The sequence below is a fragment of the Aeromonas sp. R4-2 genome (genome assembly GCF_040908295.1).
Classification (GTDB): Bacteria; Pseudomonadota; Gammaproteobacteria; order Enterobacterales; family Aeromonadaceae; genus Aeromonas; species Aeromonas veronii.
The window spans coordinates 67621-85581 of sequence record NZ_JBFODL010000010.1; the positions used below are offsets into that span (position 1 = coordinate 67621).

General features: G+C 58.4%; 14 protein-coding genes. 6 read left to right on the forward strand and 8 right to left on the reverse strand.

What is annotated here, in order from left to right:
- On the forward strand, nucleotides 1-807 hold the full coding sequence (locus AB5Y99_RS07085; protein ID WP_368209215.1) for a MipA/OmpV family protein: 807 nt from the start codon (nucleotides 1-3) through the stop codon (nucleotides 805-807).
- A gap of 111 nt (nucleotides 808-918) precedes the next feature.
- Here the strand turns inward: AB5Y99_RS07085 and AB5Y99_RS07090 are convergent, their stop codons facing one another.
- Complete coding sequence (locus AB5Y99_RS07090; RefSeq protein WP_368209217.1) at nucleotides 919-1719, reverse strand: alpha/beta fold hydrolase; 801 nt, start codon at nucleotides 1717-1719, stop codon at nucleotides 919-921.
- A 129-nt stretch (nucleotides 1720-1848) separates the two neighbouring features.
- Between AB5Y99_RS07090 and ppk2 the strand changes: the two genes are divergently transcribed.
- The gene (gene ppk2 / locus AB5Y99_RS07095) at nucleotides 1849-2664 is read left to right on the forward strand and encodes a polyphosphate kinase 2 (protein WP_113739275.1); all 816 of its coding nucleotides are present in this window, start codon (nucleotides 1849-1851) and stop codon (nucleotides 2662-2664) included.
- Nucleotides 2665-2776: 112 nt separating this feature from the next.
- On the opposite strand, the gene AB5Y99_RS07100 is transcribed toward ppk2, so the two are convergent.
- From AB5Y99_RS07100 to yejK, 5 genes are all read right to left on the reverse strand, one after another.
- On the reverse strand, nucleotides 2777-3913 hold the full coding sequence (locus AB5Y99_RS07100) for an ABC transporter ATP-binding protein (protein ID WP_005333867.1): 1137 nt from the start codon (nucleotides 3911-3913) through the stop codon (nucleotides 2777-2779).
- 68 nt (nucleotides 3914-3981) lie between these two features.
- Nucleotides 3982-4872 (reverse strand): maltose ABC transporter permease MalG, encoded by an 891-nt coding sequence (gene malG, locus AB5Y99_RS07105; protein WP_005333868.1) that lies wholly within the window; start codon nucleotides 4870-4872, stop codon nucleotides 3982-3984.
- Nucleotides 4873-4884: 12 nt separating this feature from the next.
- Complete coding sequence (malF, locus tag AB5Y99_RS07110) at nucleotides 4885-6537, reverse strand: maltose ABC transporter permease MalF (protein ID WP_005333870.1); 1653 nt, start codon at nucleotides 6535-6537, stop codon at nucleotides 4885-4887.
- A gap of 75 nt (nucleotides 6538-6612) precedes the next feature.
- Nucleotides 6613-7794 carry a maltose/maltodextrin ABC transporter substrate-binding protein MalE gene (gene malE, locus AB5Y99_RS07115; protein ID WP_005333871.1) on the reverse strand — a complete coding sequence of 394 codons (1182 nt, stop codon included), beginning with the start codon at nucleotides 7792-7794 and terminating at the stop codon, nucleotides 6613-6615.
- Nucleotides 7795-8202: 408 nt separating this feature from the next.
- A complete protein-coding gene (gene yejK, locus AB5Y99_RS07120) occupies nucleotides 8203-9252 on the reverse strand; it encodes a nucleoid-associated protein YejK (RefSeq protein ID WP_368209220.1) in 1050 nt (349 codons plus the stop codon).
- Nucleotides 9253-9325: 73 nt separating this feature from the next.
- On the opposite strand from yejK, the gene AB5Y99_RS07125 reads away from it, so the two are divergent.
- Complete coding sequence (locus tag AB5Y99_RS07125) at nucleotides 9326-9553, forward strand: YejL family protein (protein ID WP_005333874.1); 228 nt, start codon at nucleotides 9326-9328, stop codon at nucleotides 9551-9553.
- Between the two features lie 47 nt (nucleotides 9554-9600).
- Nucleotides 9601-11451, forward strand: a complete 1851-nt coding sequence (locus AB5Y99_RS07130) for a DUF3413 domain-containing protein (RefSeq protein ID WP_021229063.1) — start codon at nucleotides 9601-9603, stop codon at nucleotides 11449-11451.
- Between the two features lie 85 nt (nucleotides 11452-11536).
- On the opposite strand, the gene AB5Y99_RS07135 is transcribed toward AB5Y99_RS07130, so the two are convergent.
- Nucleotides 11537-12322: a MetQ/NlpA family ABC transporter substrate-binding protein gene (locus AB5Y99_RS07135; protein ID WP_368209247.1), complete on the reverse strand. Its 786-nt coding sequence runs from the start codon at nucleotides 12320-12322 to the stop codon at nucleotides 11537-11539.
- 603 nt (nucleotides 12323-12925) lie between these two features.
- Between AB5Y99_RS07135 and AB5Y99_RS07140 the strand changes: the two genes are divergently transcribed.
- A complete protein-coding gene (locus tag AB5Y99_RS07140; protein ID WP_368209221.1) occupies nucleotides 12926-14800 on the forward strand; it encodes a S8 family serine peptidase in 1875 nt (624 codons plus the stop codon).
- An 18-nt stretch (nucleotides 14801-14818) separates the two neighbouring features.
- Nucleotides 14819-15277, forward strand: a complete 459-nt coding sequence (locus AB5Y99_RS07145) for a hypothetical protein (RefSeq protein WP_335856648.1) — start codon at nucleotides 14819-14821, stop codon at nucleotides 15275-15277.
- Nucleotides 15278-15344: 67 nt separating this feature from the next.
- Here AB5Y99_RS07145 and ppsA read toward each other — a convergent pair whose 3' ends face one another.
- Nucleotides 15345-17717, reverse strand: a complete 2373-nt coding sequence (gene ppsA / locus AB5Y99_RS07150) for a phosphoenolpyruvate synthase (RefSeq protein ID WP_368209223.1) — start codon at nucleotides 17715-17717, stop codon at nucleotides 15345-15347.
- Nucleotides 17718-17961: the final 244 nt, after the last annotated feature.

Genomic DNA, 17961 nt, shown 5'->3' on the forward strand with positions numbered 1-17961 from the left:
ATGACCTTTTTTCGTCAAATCAGAGCGGCAGGGCTGACGGCCCTGCTCCTCGCTACCGCTATGCCAGCGCGTGCCGATATCGATCTTGGCGCCATGGATCTGCTCACCAGCGACAGCCCTACCAGCCCGGTGCCACAGGGCTTTGTCGCCGGTGCGGCGCTCATCGGGGGACAGGCCCGTTATGAAGCGCAGGACAACGCCCTCTACGCCATCCCCGGCTTTATCTACTTCGGCGACCAATTCATGTTTCTGGGGGATCGGGCCCGCTACTACTTCCACAAGGATGAGAACGTGGCCCTCTACGGCTATGGCCGGGTCCGTTTTGGCAATCTGGATCCCGAGGACTCTCCGGCCTTTACTGGCATGGAGCAGCGAAAATGGCAGCTGGAAGGCGGGATCGGTGGCAACATCATCACCCCCTATGCCCTGCTGACCGTGCGTGCCAACAGCGATGTCACCGGCCGCAGCAAGGGACAGGAGCTGCTGCTGTGGGCCGACTTCCCCATCCTGCGCGACAACCTGCTGATCATGCCGGGGATGGGGCTGATGCTGCGCAGCGACAAGATGGCCAACTACTACTTCGGCGGCATCTCCGAGAGCGAGGCGACTGCCCAGCGGCCCGCTTGGGATACCGGTACCACCCTATCCCCGATGGCGGCCCTCATCACCAGTTACCGCTTCAGCCCCAACTGGATTGGCATGTTTGCCATGAACTACGAATGGTATGATCGGGACATCAAAAACAGCCCCATCGTCCAGCACGATGGCGAGCTCTATGCGGGTTTTGCGCTGGGCTATATCTGGTAACAGTTATGAGTCTTGAACCGTGAGACACGACCAAACAAAAGGGAGCCCTCGGCTCCCTTTTTCACGACCATCAGGCTGGTAGTACAGCCTACTCAGGCGTCCAATTCAGGCTTACAGCGCCGCCAGAAACTCGGTCAGCTGCTGATTGACGAAGGCCGGATTTTCCAGCGACGAGATGTGGCCAGCCATCGGGATCTCCCTGAACGGGCAACCCAGCACCTCGGCCATCAGATAGCCCTCCAGCACCGGACGGGCCTTGTCCTCGCAGCCGGTCATCACCAGCGCGGGAGTGGTGATCTCCTCCAGCCACTCGATACGATCTTCGCGGGTCACAAAGCTGCGGCCCACCGCCACCATGGCGGCAATCTTCTCGTTTGGCCAGGCGGCCAGACGCGCCTTGAAACCACTCATCAGCGCCTCATCAGGCTGGCTGGCAAAGAAGATCGGCGCCACCTGTTCGATGATGGGCGCCGGCACGGTGCCGAGCTGCTCGATCATCGCCAGCATGCCGAGGTAGCGCTCGCAGGTGATCTGCGGTTCCAGGCCGACAAAACTGTCCATCAGCACCAGCCCCTTGAGGCGGTTTGGCACCATGCGCGCCAGCTCAACACCCCACATGCCGCCGATGGAGAGGCCCACCAGTACGAACTCGTCAACCCCGAGGGCATCGAGCAGCGCCAGGTGATCCCGCGCCAGAGTCGCCAAGGTGCAGCCACCTTCTGGGAGCTGGTCGGAATCGCCGTGGCCCCACAGCTCGGGAACGATGCAGCGATAGCTGCCCTTGAGCGCCTCGATTTGCGGCGCCCACATGGCGCTGTCCCACAGATAACTGTGGCCAAACAGCAGTACCGGCCCTTGCCCTTCGTCCAGATAGGCCATCCGACGGCCCGCTATCTCCATAAAATGCTTCATGTTATCTCCTGTTGCCAGCGATGGGGGGCGGCAGTGTATCACGTCCCCCTTGGCAGTGGCGCCTCCCTGGTGCAAGCTGGAAGTGACTCAAAGAAGTCACCCATGAAAGGATGCCAAAAGGAGAAGCCCATGGCGAAGGAGAAGAGCAAGAAGCGGCCGCGTCTGGACAAGAAGTGCTACGAGCACCACCTCGCCCATCTGCAGGAGGAGCTGGTCAAGCTGCAGGAGTGGGTCAAGCAGGAGGGACTGAAGGTGGTGGTGCTGTTCGAGGGACGGGACGCCGCCGGCAAGGGGGGCGTCATCAAGGCGATCACCGAACCGCTCAACCCCCGGGTCTGCCGGGTCACGGCGCTGCCCGCCCCCTCCGATCGGGAGCGATCCCAGTGGTACTTTCAGCGCTATGTGGCCCACCTGCCTGCCGCTGGCGAGATAGTGCTGTTTGACCGCTCCTGGTACAACCGGGCCGGGGTCGAGCGGGTGATGGGATTTTGCAGCGATGCGGAATATCGCGAATTTCTGCGCGCCTGCCCCGAGTTTGAGCGGATGCTGATCCGCTCCGGCATCACCTTGATCAAATACTGGTTCTCGGTCAGTGACGAGGAGCAGGAGAAGCGCTTTAAAGAGCGGATCAACACCCCCATCAAGCGCTGGAAGTTCAGCCCGATGGATTTGCAGTCCCGCTCGCGCTGGGTGGAGTACTCCCGCGCCAAGGATGACATGTTCACCTACACCGACACCGAGGATTGCCCCTGGTTCGTGGTAGAGGCGGACGACAAGCGCCGTGCCCGCCTCAACTGCATTGCACATCTGCTGAGCAAGGTACCCTACGAGGCGATCCACTACGAGCCTATCAAGCTTCCCCCCATCAAGACCGAAGGGTATGAGCGCCCGCCGCTGGCCAGCCAGACCTTTGTGCCCGATATTACCGCCGAACTCGAGGCTTGAACCGGGTTACCTTGCCTATCTGCATGTTCAAATCGCAGGCAATAAAAAGCCGGTCTGACGACCGGCAAAAAGGCATTGATTATTAAGAAAGGAAAACCGGCACAACAAAAAATCAGGTACGGATATATTTGGCGGTACGGGGGAACGCCTGCTCCTTGGCATCGAACAGGTAGCAGGCTTCGGCCGGGATACCCACGCTGTAGGTTTGACCGGTCGCCACATCCACATCCGAGGTGGCCTTGACGGTAAAGTCGTGACCATCCACATCCATATAAACGAAGGACTCGGCGCCCAGGTGTTCGGCCACCTGCACGATCCCGCTCACCTTGCTGTGCGCATGGGGGTGATCCAGCGGCATCAGGTGCTCGGGGCGAATGCCCAGCTCCACCTTGTCACCCACAGCGCCACTGCGGGCATCGACCCGGGCACGCACGGTATCGCCAGAGGTCAACTTGACCAGGCACTCCTGCTCGCCAATCTCCAGCAACTCGCCCGCCAGGAAATTCATCTTGGGAGAGCCGATAAAGCCCGCCACGAACTTGTTGTCCGGGTTGTGGTAGAGATCCAGCGGTGAACCGAACTGTTCCAGGTTGGTGGCAGCTTCGGCCTTGAGCGGGCTCAGCACAACAATCTTGTCGGCCAGGGTCATCGCTTCCACCTGATCGTGGGTCACGTAGATGATGGTGGAGTTAAGCTCTTTGTGCAGCTTGGCGATCTCGATCCGCATCTTGACCCGCAGCGCGGCATCCAGGTTGGAGAGCGGTTCGTCAAACAGGAACACCTGCGGCTGCTGCACGATGGAGCGACCGATGGCGACACGCTGACGCTGACCACCGGAGAGCGCCTTGGGCTTTCTGTCCAGCAGCGGCTCAAGACCCAGGATCTCGGCGGCGCGCATCACCCGCTTGTGGATGTTCTCCTTGTCCATCTTCTTGAGCTTCAGACCAAAGGCCATGTTCTCGTAGATGTTCATGTGCGGATAAAGGGCGTAGGACTGGAACACCATGCCGACGTTGCGCTCTACCGGCGGCACGTCGTTCATGTAGCGACCGCCGATGGTCAGCTCACCGCTGGTGATGTCTTCCAGACCCGCGATCATCCGCAGCAGGGTGGATTTACCGCAGCCGGACGGGCCGACGAAGACGATGAATTCGCCCTCCTTGATGGAGAGGTTGATGTTGCGCAGGGTGTCCTTGTGAACAGCCGGATCGTAATTTTTGCGAACGTTGTTGAGTACTACTTCAGCCATGACGAGCTCCGCTCTTGAATCTTTGCAAATCGTGATAGCGGGGGGAGTCAGCTCCCCCGGCCATAAACTTAACCTTTCACACCACCAGCAGTCAGACCGCCAACCAACCAGCGCTGTGCCAACAGGAACACCACTGTGATGGGGAAACCGGAGAGCACTGCGGCCGCCGCGAAATCACCCCACAGATAGTTCTGCGGATAGAGGTACTGCTGGGCCCCGACCGCCAGGGTCAGATTGTTCACATCCTGCAGCAGGATGGAGGCCATGGGCACCTCGGTAATGGAACCGATAAAGGCCAGAATAAACACTACCGCCAGGATGGGCACCGACAGAGGCAACAGGATCAGACGGAATGCCTGCCACGGGGTCGCCCCGTCGATGGCCGCCGCCTCCTCCAGGGAGGAGTCGATGGTCTCGAAGTAGCCCTTGATGGTCCAGACGTGGAGGGCGATACCCCCCATGTACGCCAGGATCAGGCCACCGTGGGTGTTGAGACCGAGCCAGGGGATGTAGTCACCAATCTTGTTAAAGAGCGCGTAGATGGCTACCAGTGCCAGCACCGCCGGGAACATCTGGAAAATCAGCATGCCCTGCAGGATGGTGGACTTGCCACGAAAACGCAGGCGGGCAAAGGCGTAAGCACAGGTGGTGGAGAGCGTCACGATCATCAGGGCAGTGATGCCGGCGATCTTGATGGAGTTCCACAACCAGGTCAGCACCGGGAACGGCGGCGGCGTGATGCTGCCATCGGCGTTGGTGATGGACATGCCCAGCGCCAGCTTCCAGTGATCCAGCGTCGGATTGGAGGGGATGATCTCCCCTACCGCGAAGTTACCGTTACGGAACGAGATGGCGATAACCATGATCAACGGGAAGATGATCAGCGCCAGGAAGCCCCACATGACCAGGTGGGTTGCCCACACCCGGTATTTGACTGATTTGGGTTGTACGATTGCCATGTTGAAGCCTCCTTACAGCTGCTTGTCGGCTTTGGACAATTTCAGGTTGAGCAGCGCCAGCGCACCCACTATCAGGAAGATAGCTGTGGCGATGGCACTGGCCAGACCGTAGTCCTGACCACCCGATCCCTGGAACGCAATCCGGTAGGTATAACTCACCAGCAAGTCGGTGGTACCGGCCGGAGTGCTGGCGCCGATGATGTCGGGCGCACCGTTGGTCAACAACTGGATAAGCACGAAGTTGTTGAAGTTGAAGGCGAACGAGGCAATCAACAGCGGTGTCAGCGGCTTCATCAGCAGCGGCACGGTGATCTTGAAGAAGTTCTGTACCGGACCGGCACCATCCATGGCGGACGCTTCATAGAGATCTTCCGGAATGGCTTTGAGCAGGCCCATGCAGAGGATCATCATGTAGGGGTAGCCGAGCCAGGTGTTGACAATCAGGATCATCACCTTGGCCAGGAAGGGGTTGGTATACCAGTCCGGCTTGATGCCAAACGCTGCTTCCAGGAACATGTTGATCTCACCGAAGTTCTGGTTGAACAACCCCTTGAACACCAGGATGGAGATAAACGCCGGGATCGCATAGGGCAGGATCAACATGACCCGATAGAAACCGCGCCCCTTGAGTTCTTCCCACTGCACCAGACAGGCCAGCACCATGCCGATAGCCAGGGTGAAAGCGACGGAGCAGGTTGAGAAGATCACGGTCCAGATGAAGATCTGCAGGAAGGGTGACTGGATGCCCGGATCGGTGACGATGCGCGCGAAGTTCTTCCAACCGACGCTCACCACAAAGCCCGGAGCAATACCCTTGCCGACAAACTGACCCTGTTCGTCGATGTACTGATAGAAGCCGGTCTCGCCATTGGGCAGCATCAGCTCGCCATTCTGGGTATCACGCAGCAGGTTGCTGTCTTTGATCACCACGCCGGACTTGAGCACGGCACCATCCATCAGACGGGTGTAGTGCTGCTTCTGGGCGGCAAACTTGCGCAGGCTGCTCAGGGTCAGGTGGGTACCGCCATCCGGCAGCACCAGATCAAGGTCACTCAGGTGAGTACGATGCTCAACAATGGCGCGGATCGGTGCGGCCTTGCTGGCCGCTTCGCCAGTGAAGGGCTGCAGCTCGACCACTTGCTGGGTGTTCTGCACACGGCCCTCGCGGGACGCCAGCTCACGGGCCTTGTTGGTCATCAGGGAAACAGGTTGGCTGATAAAGGATTGATCATCCTGTGTCAGCAGCAGCTGGAACTGGCCGTTGTCGCCACCCAGCAGGGTAAAATCGAATTCACCGCCCGCCACCTTGTAGGTTTTCTTCAGGTGGTAGTCCCGCGCCTGCTCCACGGAGAGCAAGTTGGACCCCGAATAGTTGGTGAAGGCAATGCCAATGGTGTAGGCAAGAGGGAAGATGATAAACACAACCATGCCCGCAACACCCGGAAAGATGTAGCGATGGGCATAGGTCTTCTTGTTCATGAAGACATACAGACCGACGGAAACCACCACCAGATCCAGCAGCGCGAATACCCACTCGCCACTGGCGTACATCATCACGGCTGCGTAGCCGTTGAGGATGGCAACCAGGGCCGCTATGGTCCACTTAAGCCAGGTGTGCTTATCCTTCGGACCGGCATAGGACTCAACAGAAGGTACTACTTCCATGCCAATTAACCTTTATAACGCCAAGAGAGATTTGAGAGAGTGGGAGGCCATGACGGCCTCCCGGGTAGTGCGTGCTTACTGAACGATACGCTTGGCAGCGGTATCCAGCGCTTCGTCAACACCCTGACGACCGGAGGTCACGTTCTTGAGGGCAGTTTCGAAGGAAGACCAGAAACGGCTCATCTCGGGAACGGATGGCATCGGCTCGCCAGCCTGAGCGTTCAGCATGGTGGCCTTGATGTGCGGATCGGATTCCAGGGTCTTCTGGAAGGATTTCAGCGCAACGGCACCCAGCGGCTTGTCGGCGTTAACCGGCGCCAGACCGGCATCGGTCAGCAGGTAGTTTTCAAGGAACTCGATAGCCAGATCCTTGTTCGGGCTGGCGGCGTTGATGGTGGCACCCAGTACGCCAACGAAGGCTTTGGCCGGCTTGCCGTTCAGGGTCGGTAGCGGCGCTACGCCGTACTTGATGCCGCTCTTGTCCAGGTTGCTCCAGGCCCAGGGACCATTGATCATCATGGCCACTTCGCCCTTGTTGAACTTGGCGTCCATCACACCGTAGTCGATGCCTTTTTCCAGGTGACCGGACTTGATCATCTCGGAGATGTAGCCCACGCCCATCTTGGCACCTGCGTTGTTCACGCCGGTATCTTTGACGTCATAACCGGTAGCGGTTTTCTTGAAGGCGTAACCACCGTTGGCAGCCACCAGCGGATAGCTGAAGTACGGGGTGTCATAAGCCCACATGATGGCGCGCTTGCCGTTTTTCTTCAGAGTCTCGTCAATCTTGGCGATCTCTTCGAAGGTTTTCGGCGGCTCGGGCAGCAGGTCCTTGTTATAAATCAGGCTGACCGCTTCCATGGCAACCGGGTAGCCATAGGTTTTGCCATCAACAGTCATGGCATCCCATGCCAGCTGTTCAAATTTGCCTTTGGTGGCAGCGTTCGGCGTTACCGGAACCAGCAAACCGGCTTTGACCCACTCACCGTAACGGTCGTGAGCCCAGAAGAAGATGTCCGGGCCGTTGCCAGTGGCGGCGGCTTGCTGGAATTTCACTTCAACCTGATCCGGGTGAGCCACAGTAACCTTGATGCCGGTTTCTGCTTCAAACTTCTTACCCACTTCAGCCAGACCGTTGTATCCCTTGTCACCGTTGATCCAGATGGTCAGCTGGCCTTCATCGATGGCAGCAGTAGCAGAGCAAGCGACGCCAAGAGTGGCCAGACCGATCAGGGATGACAGCAATTTCTTTTTCATGAGCCTTTCCTTGTATTAGTTCCGCGCTGTAAGAGCATTGTGTGCGAGATGAATATTATCCCAAGCGGCAAACGGCTCACATGACGCAACTCGCATTTTTGAAATGCAATTACGTATTTCCTTCCAGAAAGTTTTGAAAACATTTTCTTATTTCAGGGGATTACGGCCATTTATCGGCTTAATTCCAGACAACCACAGAATAATAATTACCAAAATGAAATAAAATTTCATGAATGAAAGGGTTTTCACCTCAATGAAAACCCTTTCAGGTGGTTTATTTTGTTTGATTTGTTAACAAAGTACCGCGCCAGTTTCGAGGTCTGCCCGGGCGCGATAAAAAAAGAGACCCCGCCGGGGCGGAGTCTCTTTTTGCGAGAAATGACGAGTTGATCACACTCGGGAGCATGACTACGACTGGCGCAGCAGCTGATCCTTAAGATTGGGCGGCACACCCTTGATGGTCAGGGTGTCGGTCTGAGGGTCGTAAAAGATCCGGCTGTTCAACAGCTTCTGCTCAAAGCTCAGAGTCAGACCGCCGCCGGAGCCAACAAACTTGGTCAAACCACGCAGGGTAGAGCGATCCGCCGGGAAACGCTCTTCCAGCTCATACTCCTGACCAATAAAGCTGTAAAAATCGAGGTCACCGTCACCAGGCAATTCTGCAGACAGCTCCTTGATTTCGATCTCTTCACCGGCGCTCGCCTGTTCGGTGCAATATTTGAAGACCTGCTTTTTATAGTCATTGCGCTCGGTCGGTTCGAGCTGACGACTGTCGCAATAATCTTCGACCGCCTGCAGCAAGCCTTTATTTTGTACCTTGGCATCCATGCCCTCGCGGGCACCCAGCAGATCCATAAAGAAGTCGCCCAGTTTGCGACCAATGCGCCCCTTGCTGAAGGTGATATAGCGGCGCGAATCAGGTTGGGTTTTCCATTCGGTCAAATCAATGCGGGCCACCAGATTGAGTTTGCCGATATCCAGATACTGGATATGGCGTAATTCCAGCGCTTCGCTGACGGTGACGCTCTCCTTGCCCTCCAGCAGGGCAATCAGCAGATAATCGACCCCGACATAATTGTATTTGGCAAACAGCAGCACCCCCTGCTCATCGAGGGCGTGCTCCACCAACTGCTTGACCAGCATCTGGGTCACGATGACCGAGAAGGGAACGAATTCGGTCTGCTCGTCGAGCAGCTGTTCGAGGGCGATACGAAACGCGGGTGAAGGCTGCTTGGGAGCATCGATGCCGTCAGCCAGCTCGGCGACGGCGGCCTCGGGGTCAGCAAAGAAGCCAAAGCCCTTGCCGCCCTTGCCGTTGTAGATCCGATGCAGTTCCGCCATCAGTCCCTGTACCGCCTCATCAGGGGGCAGGGTCTGGCTGCGGGTATCAGCGTGGGGTTGACCATCGCCGCCCTGGCGCAAGGAGTGAAGAATGATCTTGTCGATATCGAGACTCATGTCACAAAGCCATAGTGTTAGCCGAAAGGGTGAAGTATTATAAGGCGCTTTGAACCGAGATGAACTGAAGATTATGCCTATCGTATCAAAGTACAATAACGAGCAATTTGACGCCCTGATGAACGACCTGATCACCGCGCTGGAAAAGCATAAAGCGCCGGTGGATCTCAGCCTTATGGTGCTTGGCAATCTGACCACCAATATCATCAACGGTATGGCACCGGCCCAGCGCCAGGCCATCACTGAAAAGTTTGTCCAGGCCCTGACCGCATCGGTCGATAATCGCCACGACGCACACTGAGTCCCCGACTCTGTTGATTTGACGTTTCTCAACGCAGATGGATCACTATGGTCGAAACCGGTAACCCCTATCGTGATAATGTCTCTCGCCTGATCACCTGGGGGCATTGGTTCTCCTTCTTCAACATTATTCTGGCCATGCTCATCGCCACCCGTTATCTGGGTGCCATCAGCTGGCCATCGACGACGCTTGGCGTGATCTATCTCGTTGTAAGCTGGATTGGCCACTTCTCGTTTCTGAGTTTTGTCACCTACCTGTTGACGATCTTCCCGCTCAGCTTCGTGCTGCCCAAGGAGAAGTCGTTGCGGTTCATCTCGGCCATCATCGCTACCCTGGCGCTGGTGCTGCTGCTGATCGACACCCAGGTATTCCGGCTGTTCAAGTTCCACCTCAACAGTCAGGTATGGCAGTTGCTGCTGGATCAGGCGCAGACCGAAGAGGGCTCAATCTGGAGCATCATCTTCGTTGCCGTGCCCACCATCTTCCTGCTGCAACTGCTGCTGTCGGCCTATGTCTGGCGCAAGATCAACAAGCGCAAGCGCCGCCAGTACGGCAATCAGGTGGGGCTGGCCCTGCTGATCTGCTTTATTCTGACCCACGTGGTCAACAGCTGGGCCGATGCGACCCTCTATCAGCCGATCACCATGCAGAGAGCCAACTTCCCCCTCTCCTACCCCATGACGGCCCGCTCCTTCCTGGCCAAACATGGCTGGCTGGATCTGGATCAGTACGAGAAGCAGGCGGCCTCCCAGGGTGATAACAGCGACAGCCGGATGCACTATCCGCTGCGCCCGCTCAACGTCAACGCCCCCCTGACTCACAACAATCTGCTGATTGTGGTGGTCGACTCATTGCGTTTTGACATGCTCAACAACATCAACATGCCCAATCTGCAGCGCTATGCGGACCAGCATCTGACGTTCCGCAATCACCTGAGTGGCGGCAACGACGACCTGATGGGCATGTTCAGCCTCTTCTACGGGTTGCCCGGTCACTACTACAAAGACATCAGCAGCGACAAGCGTCCGCCGGTGCTGTTCGACGAGATGCTGCGCCAGGATTACCAGTTCGGGCTGTTCGGCGCGATGGAAGATGCCCAGAAGTATCGCAAGAGCATCCTCGCCGGTCTGCGCAAACAGGTGTTTGTCTCAGAGCAGAGTGACGATGGCAAGCTGCTGACCGACTGGCAACAGTGGCTGGAGAAGCGCTCTCCCGAGCGTCCCTGGTTCTCGCTGGTCTATCTCTCGAGCCCCGGCGACTACCAGTTGCCCGCAACCATGAAGGGGCCGTTCCAGCCGGAGCTTGCCAACTTCAATCCGGCGACCGCCTATCGGGCGGAGAACCTGCAAAAACTGGAGAACCGCTACAAGAACTCGGTCTTCTATACCGACCAGTTGCTTGAGCAGATGCTGACCAAATTGCAGTCGCAGGGGATGGACAGCAACACCATCGTCGTCATTACCTCCAACCACGGTCAGGAGTTCAACGACACCCGCAGCAACAGCTGGGGCGCAGGCAGCAACTACTCACCCTATCAGGTGCAGGTACCGCTGGTACTGGCCTGGCCGGGGCGCGGCAGTGACGTTCGGGAACAACCAAGCAGCCATTTCGATCTGGCGCCGACCCTGATGCAGGGGATGCTGGGCGTGCGCAATCCGGCGCGCGATTACAGCATTGGCCGCTCGCTGTTTGATACCAGCCCGCGCAACTGGCTGCTGGCCGGGGATCAGAACGACTTCGCCATCTATGAAGGGGACACCATCACCCACTTCAACAAGCAGGGTGACTTCGAACTGCTGGAGCGCAACAGCTATCGCCCGATCAAGCACGGCACCCCGGATATGGGCGCCATGATCCAGGTGATGAACGAGCTGAACCGCTTCTATCGCAACCAGTGAAGCGCCCGTTGATGGCTTGATACCATAAAAAACGCCCCGAATTCGGGGCGTTTTTCGTTGTATAGCCGTGCCACGTTCACGACTGTTAGCCACCCCACCCTTGCGGGTACTTGTAGCCGACGAAACGCTTGGCTGCATAGGCTTTGAAAGCCGCCGAGTTGTAGGCTTCCGCCACATCTTTGGCAAACGGCTGATCCGCATCTGCGCTTTTCACCACCACCCAGTTGATGAAATCGTAGCTGCGCTCCAGAAACAGTCCTTCACTGAACGGGATACCGCTGGAGGCGGCAAAATTACCGTTGATCACCGAGAAGTCCACATCCTCGCGCGAGCGGGGCAGTTGCGCCGCCTCCAGCAACACCAGCTTGAGATTGTGCGGATTGTTCACCACATCAAACTCGCTCGCCTTGAGCGGGTTTATCCCCTCCTTGAGAGTGAGCCAACCAAGATCCTGCAGCATCAACAGCGCCCGCGCCTGATTGGTGGGATCGTTGGGGATGGCCACCGTGCTCCCCTCTTTCACCTTGTCGAGTGCTGCCAACTTGCCGGAATATAGTCCCATCGGACCGGTTGGCACCTGGGTAATGGGCGCAAGCGACAAGCCGCGATCTTTGGCAAAACTCTCCAGATAGGGTTTGTGCTGGAAGCAGTTCACATCCAGTGATCCGTCAGCCAGAGCAATATTGGGGGTCACATAGTCGGTGAACTCCACCAGCTTGACCTTGTACCCCTTGGCCTCCAGCTGCGGCTTGATGGAGTCGGTCACCATGTCGGCAAAATCCCCCACCGTGGTACCAATCACGATCTCCTGTTTGGCCGGCAAGGACGCATCGGCGGCAACCGCGGAAAAAGAGAGGCTCCCGACCGCCATCGCGGCAATAAAGGTGCTGGCGCCAGCAGTGGCGCGCAAGGAAACAGTCAAAGGAGAAGATAAGAAGGAACGAAACGGCATAGGGACTCCCTGTCAGGTACGCATCAAGCTATGGGACTGCGGCGGGGTGACTCTCATAGATTAGGCCCCTCAAACCGCAGCAATCTAGCCATCCAAACGGCTATTTCAATTACCATAACAGAGCCATCCACCGCCGCCAAGCAATAAACCGCTGGTCCCACCTCATCACCCTTGCTGTCACCCCCGAATGCATAGCTGTATCACATTGGCACACACAACAATGCCACTCACGTTCAAGAGCGCACGAGCTCCCCTCGGGATTGCCCCGAATCGAGATGGCTGCGGCGAAGGAGAGTCGCGAGAGGAGTGAGTTACAGATAAAAAGATCAGTAGTGAGCTGTGAGAACCATTCTCAATAGAACACATAACCAGTGTCATTGGAATACCTACCACAAACTGAATCGGATTTCTTTGAACCTCATTACGTTTTTTGAAAATGGCTCTTTTTGAACCCCTGTCACCCGTGTATAGATTTCCGTCGCACTCAGGATGAGTGCGATCCAAGATGGAGTTAAAAAAATAATGAAGCAAACATCGTTAGCACTGGCGATCACAGCACTGCTGTCGACCCTGCCCAGTGCGCTCGTTCAGGCAAATGAAGGTTGTGCGCCGCTCACCGGCAAGGAGAGCGGCATGGATATCGGACGCAGCAGCACCGAGCGCTGCCTGCCAGGTGCCAATCCCCTGCAGGATCAGCAGTGGTATCTGCTCAACAGCGGCCAGGATGGATTCAGCGCCCGTGGCGGCATAGCGGGCAATGATCTCAACCTCTGGTGGGCTCATCGCACCGGCGTGCTGGGCCAGGGAGTCAATGTGGCCGTGGTGGATGATGGTCTGGCCATCGCCCACCCGGATCTGGCGGAGAATGTGCGTCCGGGTTCGAAAAACGTGGTGACCGGCAGCGATGACCCGACACCGACCGATCCGGATACGGCCCACGGCACTTCGGTCTCCGGCATTATTGCGGCGGTAGACAACGTCATCGGTACCAAGGGGATTGCCCCGCGAGCCCAGCTGCAGGGGTTCAACCTGCTGGATGACAACAGCCAGCAGTTGCAGAAGGATTGGCTCTACGCCCTTGGCGACAGCGATGCCAGTCGCGACAACCGGGTGTTCAACCAGAGCTACGGCATGAGTGTGGTGGATCCCCGCTCTGCCAACTCTCTGGATCAATCCCAGCTTGATCGCCTGTTTGAACAACAGACCCTCAAGGCGCAGGGCGCGGCCTATATCAAAGCCGCCGGCAACGGCTTCAACAAGATAGCGGCGGGCGGCTATGTGCTCAACCGCACCGGCAATGGCCCCAAATTACCGTTTGAAAACAGCAACCTCGATCCCTCCAACAGCAACTTCTGGAACCTGGTGGTGAGCGCGCTCAACGCCGATGGCGTCAGGTCTTCCTACTCCAGCGTCGGCAGCAACATCTTCCTGAGCGCGACCGGCGGCGAGTACGGTACCGACTCTCCGGCGATGGTGACCACGGATCTGCCCGGCTGCGACATGGGTTACAACCGCACCGACGATCCCAGCACCAACCGGCTGCACGGCAACCCGCAACTGGATGCCAGCTGTGACTACAACGGTGTGATGAACGGCACCTCCTCCGCCACCCCCAGCACCTCCGGCGCCATGGCGCTGCTGATGTCCGCCTACCCGGATCTGTCGGTACGTGACCTGCGGGATCTGCTGGCGCGCAGCGCAACCCGGGTCGATGCCAAACATCAGCCCGTGATGGTCAGCTACACCAGCAGCACCGGCAAGGTGCGCGATGTAAAAGGGCTGGAAGGGTGGGAGCGCAATGCAGCCGGCATGTGGTTCAGCCCGACTTACGGTTTTGGTCTGATCGACGTCAACAAGGCCCTTGAGCTGGCAGCCAATCACCAGCCCCTCCCCCCGCTGGTGCAACTGCCGTGGCAGAAGATCAATGTCACCGGCAGTGCCGCCGCCATTGCGGATGTGGGCAACAGCCCGACCAGCTCGACAACCCGCATCGCGACACCATTGACGGTGGAAGCGGTTCAGGTGATGGTGAGTCTGGATCATCAGCGCCTGCCCGATCTGTTGATCGAACTGGTCTCCCCCGCCGGCACCCGCAGCATCCTGCTGAGCCCCTTCAACAGCCTGGTCGGCCAATCTCTCGACCAGCAGCAGCTGGGCTTTGTACGAACCAAGGGATTGCGTGACATGCGGATGCTATCCAACAAGTTCTACGGCGAATCGGCGCAAGGCACATGGCGACTGGAAGTGACCGACGTTGCCAACGGTACCCGTCAGGTCTCTCTGCTCAATCGCGAGACCCGTGAGCGTACCACCCTGACCGAGCGCAACAATCGCCAACCGGGCAAGCTGATCTCATGGTCCCTGCGGGTCCTGGGTCACGATGCCAACCGCAGCTAACACGCTAGGAGTATTACCATGAACAAACCTGTTACCTTGCTTCTGGCAACCCTGCTGGCCCCCCTCTCGGGACAGCTCTGCGCCCAGGAGTCCGTCACCATGGATGGCAAGCAGTACAGCACCATAGAGGTGAACGGCCAGACTTACCTCATTCCCGACAACGGCAGCAAGAAGCGGGTCGCCCGCAGCCTTGACAGCAAGGTCCCGCAACAGACCCTGCGCCGCGGTGACGTGTTGATGCAAGGGGCCGCCAGCCCCGAGCTGACTGTAAGCGGCACCCTGCTGGTGGAAGCTGACGATACCAGCGCCAAGGCGCTGGCGACTCGCCACGGCCTGAACTTCAAGCAGAGCAGTGGTGGTATCGCCCTGCTGGAGGCCAAACCGGGCACCGATCTCAATGCCATCGCCACCAAGCTCAAGAGCGAAGGGGTGAATGTGCAGATCGAGCTGTCGGGGGCCGAACAGCAGCCGAAATAGGTCGCGACACACAGATAACAAAGGGGGCCATCATGGCCCCCTTTCTGCTGCTCATTTTGACAGTGACTTACTTGGCGCCATGCTGCTCCGCCAGATAGAGCCAGGTATCGACCACGGTATCGGGGTTGAGCGACACCGAGTCGATCCCCTGCTCCACCAGCCAGGCGGCGAAGTCCGGGTGATCGGATGGGCCCTGACCGCAGATCCCCACGTACTTGCCCGCCTTGCGCGCTGCCAGGATCGCCATCGCCAGCAGCGCCTTGACCGCCTCGTTGCGCTCGTCGAACAGGTGGGCAATGAGCCCGGAATCCCGATCCAGCCCAAGGGTGAGCTGGGTCATGTCGTTGGAGCCGATGGAGAAGCCGTCAACGTGCTCGAGGAACTTGTCTGCCAACAGGGCGTTGCTCGGGATCTCGCACATCATAATCACCTTGAGCCCCCGCTCGCCGCGGCGCAGACCGTTCTCGGCCAGGATGTCGATCACCTGCTCCGCCTCGCCCACGGTGCGCACGAAGGGGATCATCACCTCGACGTTGGTCAGCCCCATCACATCGCGCACCCGCTTGATCGCCTCGCACTCAAGGGCAAAGCAGGGGCGGAAGCTGTCGGCGATGTAGCGGGATGCGCCACGAAAACCGATCATCGGGTTCTCCTCGTGGGGCTCGTAGCCACGACCGCCCACCAGATTGGCGTACTCGTTGGACTTGAAGTCCGACATCCGCACGATCACCCGCTCCGGCCAGAAGGCGGCCCCCAGAGTGGCGATCCCCTCGGTCAGCTTGGCCACATAGAACTCCCGCGGGCTGTCGTAGCCGGCGATCATCTTGGCGATGGTGGCCTTGAGCTCTGGCGTTTGCTGGTCAAACTCCAGCAAGGCCTTGGGGTGCACGCCGATCATCCGGTTGATGATGAACTCAAGGCGCGCCAGCCCTACGCCTGCATTAGGCAACTGGGCAAAGTCGAAAGCGCGGTCCGGGTTGCCGACGTTCATCATGATCTTGATGGGCAGGCGCGGCATATTGCCCACCTCGGTCACCGCCACGTCGAAGTCCAGCTCGCCGTCATAGATAAAACCGGTATCCCCTTCCGCGCAGGAGACGGTGATCCGCTGGCCCGGCTGAATATGATCGGTAGCGTTGCCACAGCCCACCACTGCCGGAATGCCCAGCTCACGGGCGATAATGGCGGCGTGACAGGTGCGGCCACCCCGGTTGGTGACGATGGCGGAGGCCCGCTTCATGATGGGCTCCCAGTCCGGGTCGGTCATGTCTGTCACCAGCACATCGCCGGGCTGCACTTCGTCCATCTGGCTGATGGAAGAGATGACCCGCGCCGGACCCGCGCCAATCTTGTGACCGATGGCACGCCCCTCGATCAGCACCTTGCCCGCTTGCTTGAGGGCAAAACGCTCGAGGGTGTTGGCCTCCTGACGGCTGCGCACGGTTTCCGGGCGGGCCTGCACGATGTAGAGTTGGCCATCCTGACCATCCTTGGCCCACTCGATGTCCATCGGGCGGCCATAGTGCTGCTCGATGATGAGGGCCTGTTTCGCCAGCGCCATCACCTCCTCATCTGTGATGCAGAAGCGGCTGCGCTCGGCCTCATTGGTGTCGACAATCTTCACCTGACGGCCGTGACCGGCATCGTCCGAGTAGGTCATCTTGATAAGCTTGGAGCCGAGGGTCTTTCGTACCACCGCCGGGCGGCCCCCCTTGAGGGTCGGCTTGTGCACATAGAACTCGTCGGGGTTGACCGCCCCCTGCACCACCATCTCACCCAGACCATGGGCGCCGGTGATAAAGACCACGTCGTTGAAACCGGACTCGGTATCCAGGGTAAACATGACGCCGGAGGCGGCGAGATCCGAGCGCACCATCCGCTGCACCCCGGCCGAGAGGGCAACACCCTTGTGGTCATAGCCCTGATGCACCCGATAGGAGATGGCGCGATCGTTGAACAGGGAAGCAAACACATGCTTGACCGCCGTCATGACGGCATCGATGCCACGTACGTTGAGGAAGGTCTCCTGCTGACCGGCAAAGGAGGCGTCCGGCATATCCTCGGCGGTGGCGGAGGAGCGCACCGCAAACGAGGCCTCGACACCGGCACTCAACTTTTCATAGGCAACCCGGATCGCCTGCTCCAGCTCGGGCTGGAACGGGGCGTCGATCACCCAGTCGCGGATCTGCTGACCGGCCCGGTTGAGAGCGGCGATATCGTCCACGTCCAGATTGTCGAGCAGATGGTGGATCTTGCCGTTGAGGCCGCTTGACTCCAGAAACTCGTTAAACGCAAAGGCGGTGGTAGCAAAGCCCCCCGGCACGGATACGCCGGCGCCAGAGAGGTTGCTGATCATCTCGCCAAGGGATGCGTTCTTGCCGCCAACTCGTTCTACGTCCTGCATTCCGAGTTGTTCGTACCAGAGCACGTACTGTTGCACTTGGATGTCTCCAGGTTGGTGGGCACCGATGCCATAGCACCTCGTGCGCCCGATTTAATCGATGAGGTTATGGGTAAGTCAGGTGCGTTATTGTCTATTTCTTCTGTTGCCAACGACCATGAAAACGTTTTCTATTGGTTTTCAAAAAAATCCCCGAGCAAGCGTTGGGGATGGTCGAATGACCGGAACATTCTACAATGGCGACACAAAAAGATAACGATTCAGGTTTGCAAGCCACTTCACA

Coding starts and splice junctions, on each gene's coding strand:
- AB5Y99_RS07090 (WP_368209217.1), bottom strand. CDS start 1,719: ATGAAGCATTTTATGGAGATAGCGGGCCGTCGGATGGCCTATCTGGAC.
- yejK (WP_368209220.1), bottom strand. CDS start 9,252: ATGAGTCTCGATATCGACAAGATCATTCTTCACTCCTTGCGCCAGGGC.
- ppk2 (WP_113739275.1), top strand. CDS start 1,849: ATGGCGAAGGAGAAGAGCAAGAAGCGGCCGCGTCTGGACAAGAAGTGC.
- AB5Y99_RS07130 (WP_021229063.1), top strand. CDS start 9,601: ATGGTCGAAACCGGTAACCCCTATCGTGATAATGTCTCTCGCCTGATC.
- AB5Y99_RS07085 (WP_368209215.1), top strand. CDS start 1: ATGACCTTTTTTCGTCAAATCAGAGCGGCAGGGCTGACGGCCCTGCTC.
- AB5Y99_RS07100 (WP_005333867.1), bottom strand. CDS start 3,913: ATGGCTGAAGTAGTACTCAACAACGTTCGCAAAAATTACGATCCGGCT.
- AB5Y99_RS07145 (WP_335856648.1), top strand. CDS start 14,819: ATGAACAAACCTGTTACCTTGCTTCTGGCAACCCTGCTGGCCCCCCTC.
- AB5Y99_RS07140 (WP_368209221.1), top strand. CDS start 12,926: ATGAAGCAAACATCGTTAGCACTGGCGATCACAGCACTGCTGTCGACC.
- malE (WP_005333871.1), bottom strand. CDS start 7,794: ATGAAAAAGAAATTGCTGTCATCCCTGATCGGTCTGGCCACTCTTGGC.
- AB5Y99_RS07125 (WP_005333874.1), top strand. CDS start 9,326: ATGCCTATCGTATCAAAGTACAATAACGAGCAATTTGACGCCCTGATG.
- AB5Y99_RS07135 (WP_368209247.1), bottom strand. CDS start 12,322: ATGGCGGTCGGGAGCCTCTCTTTTTCCGCGGTTGCCGCCGATGCGTCC.
- malF (WP_005333870.1), bottom strand. CDS start 6,537: ATGGAAGTAGTACCTTCTGTTGAGTCCTATGCCGGTCCGAAGGATAAG.
- malG (WP_005333868.1), bottom strand. CDS start 4,872: ATGGCAATCGTACAACCCAAATCAGTCAAATACCGGGTGTGGGCAACC.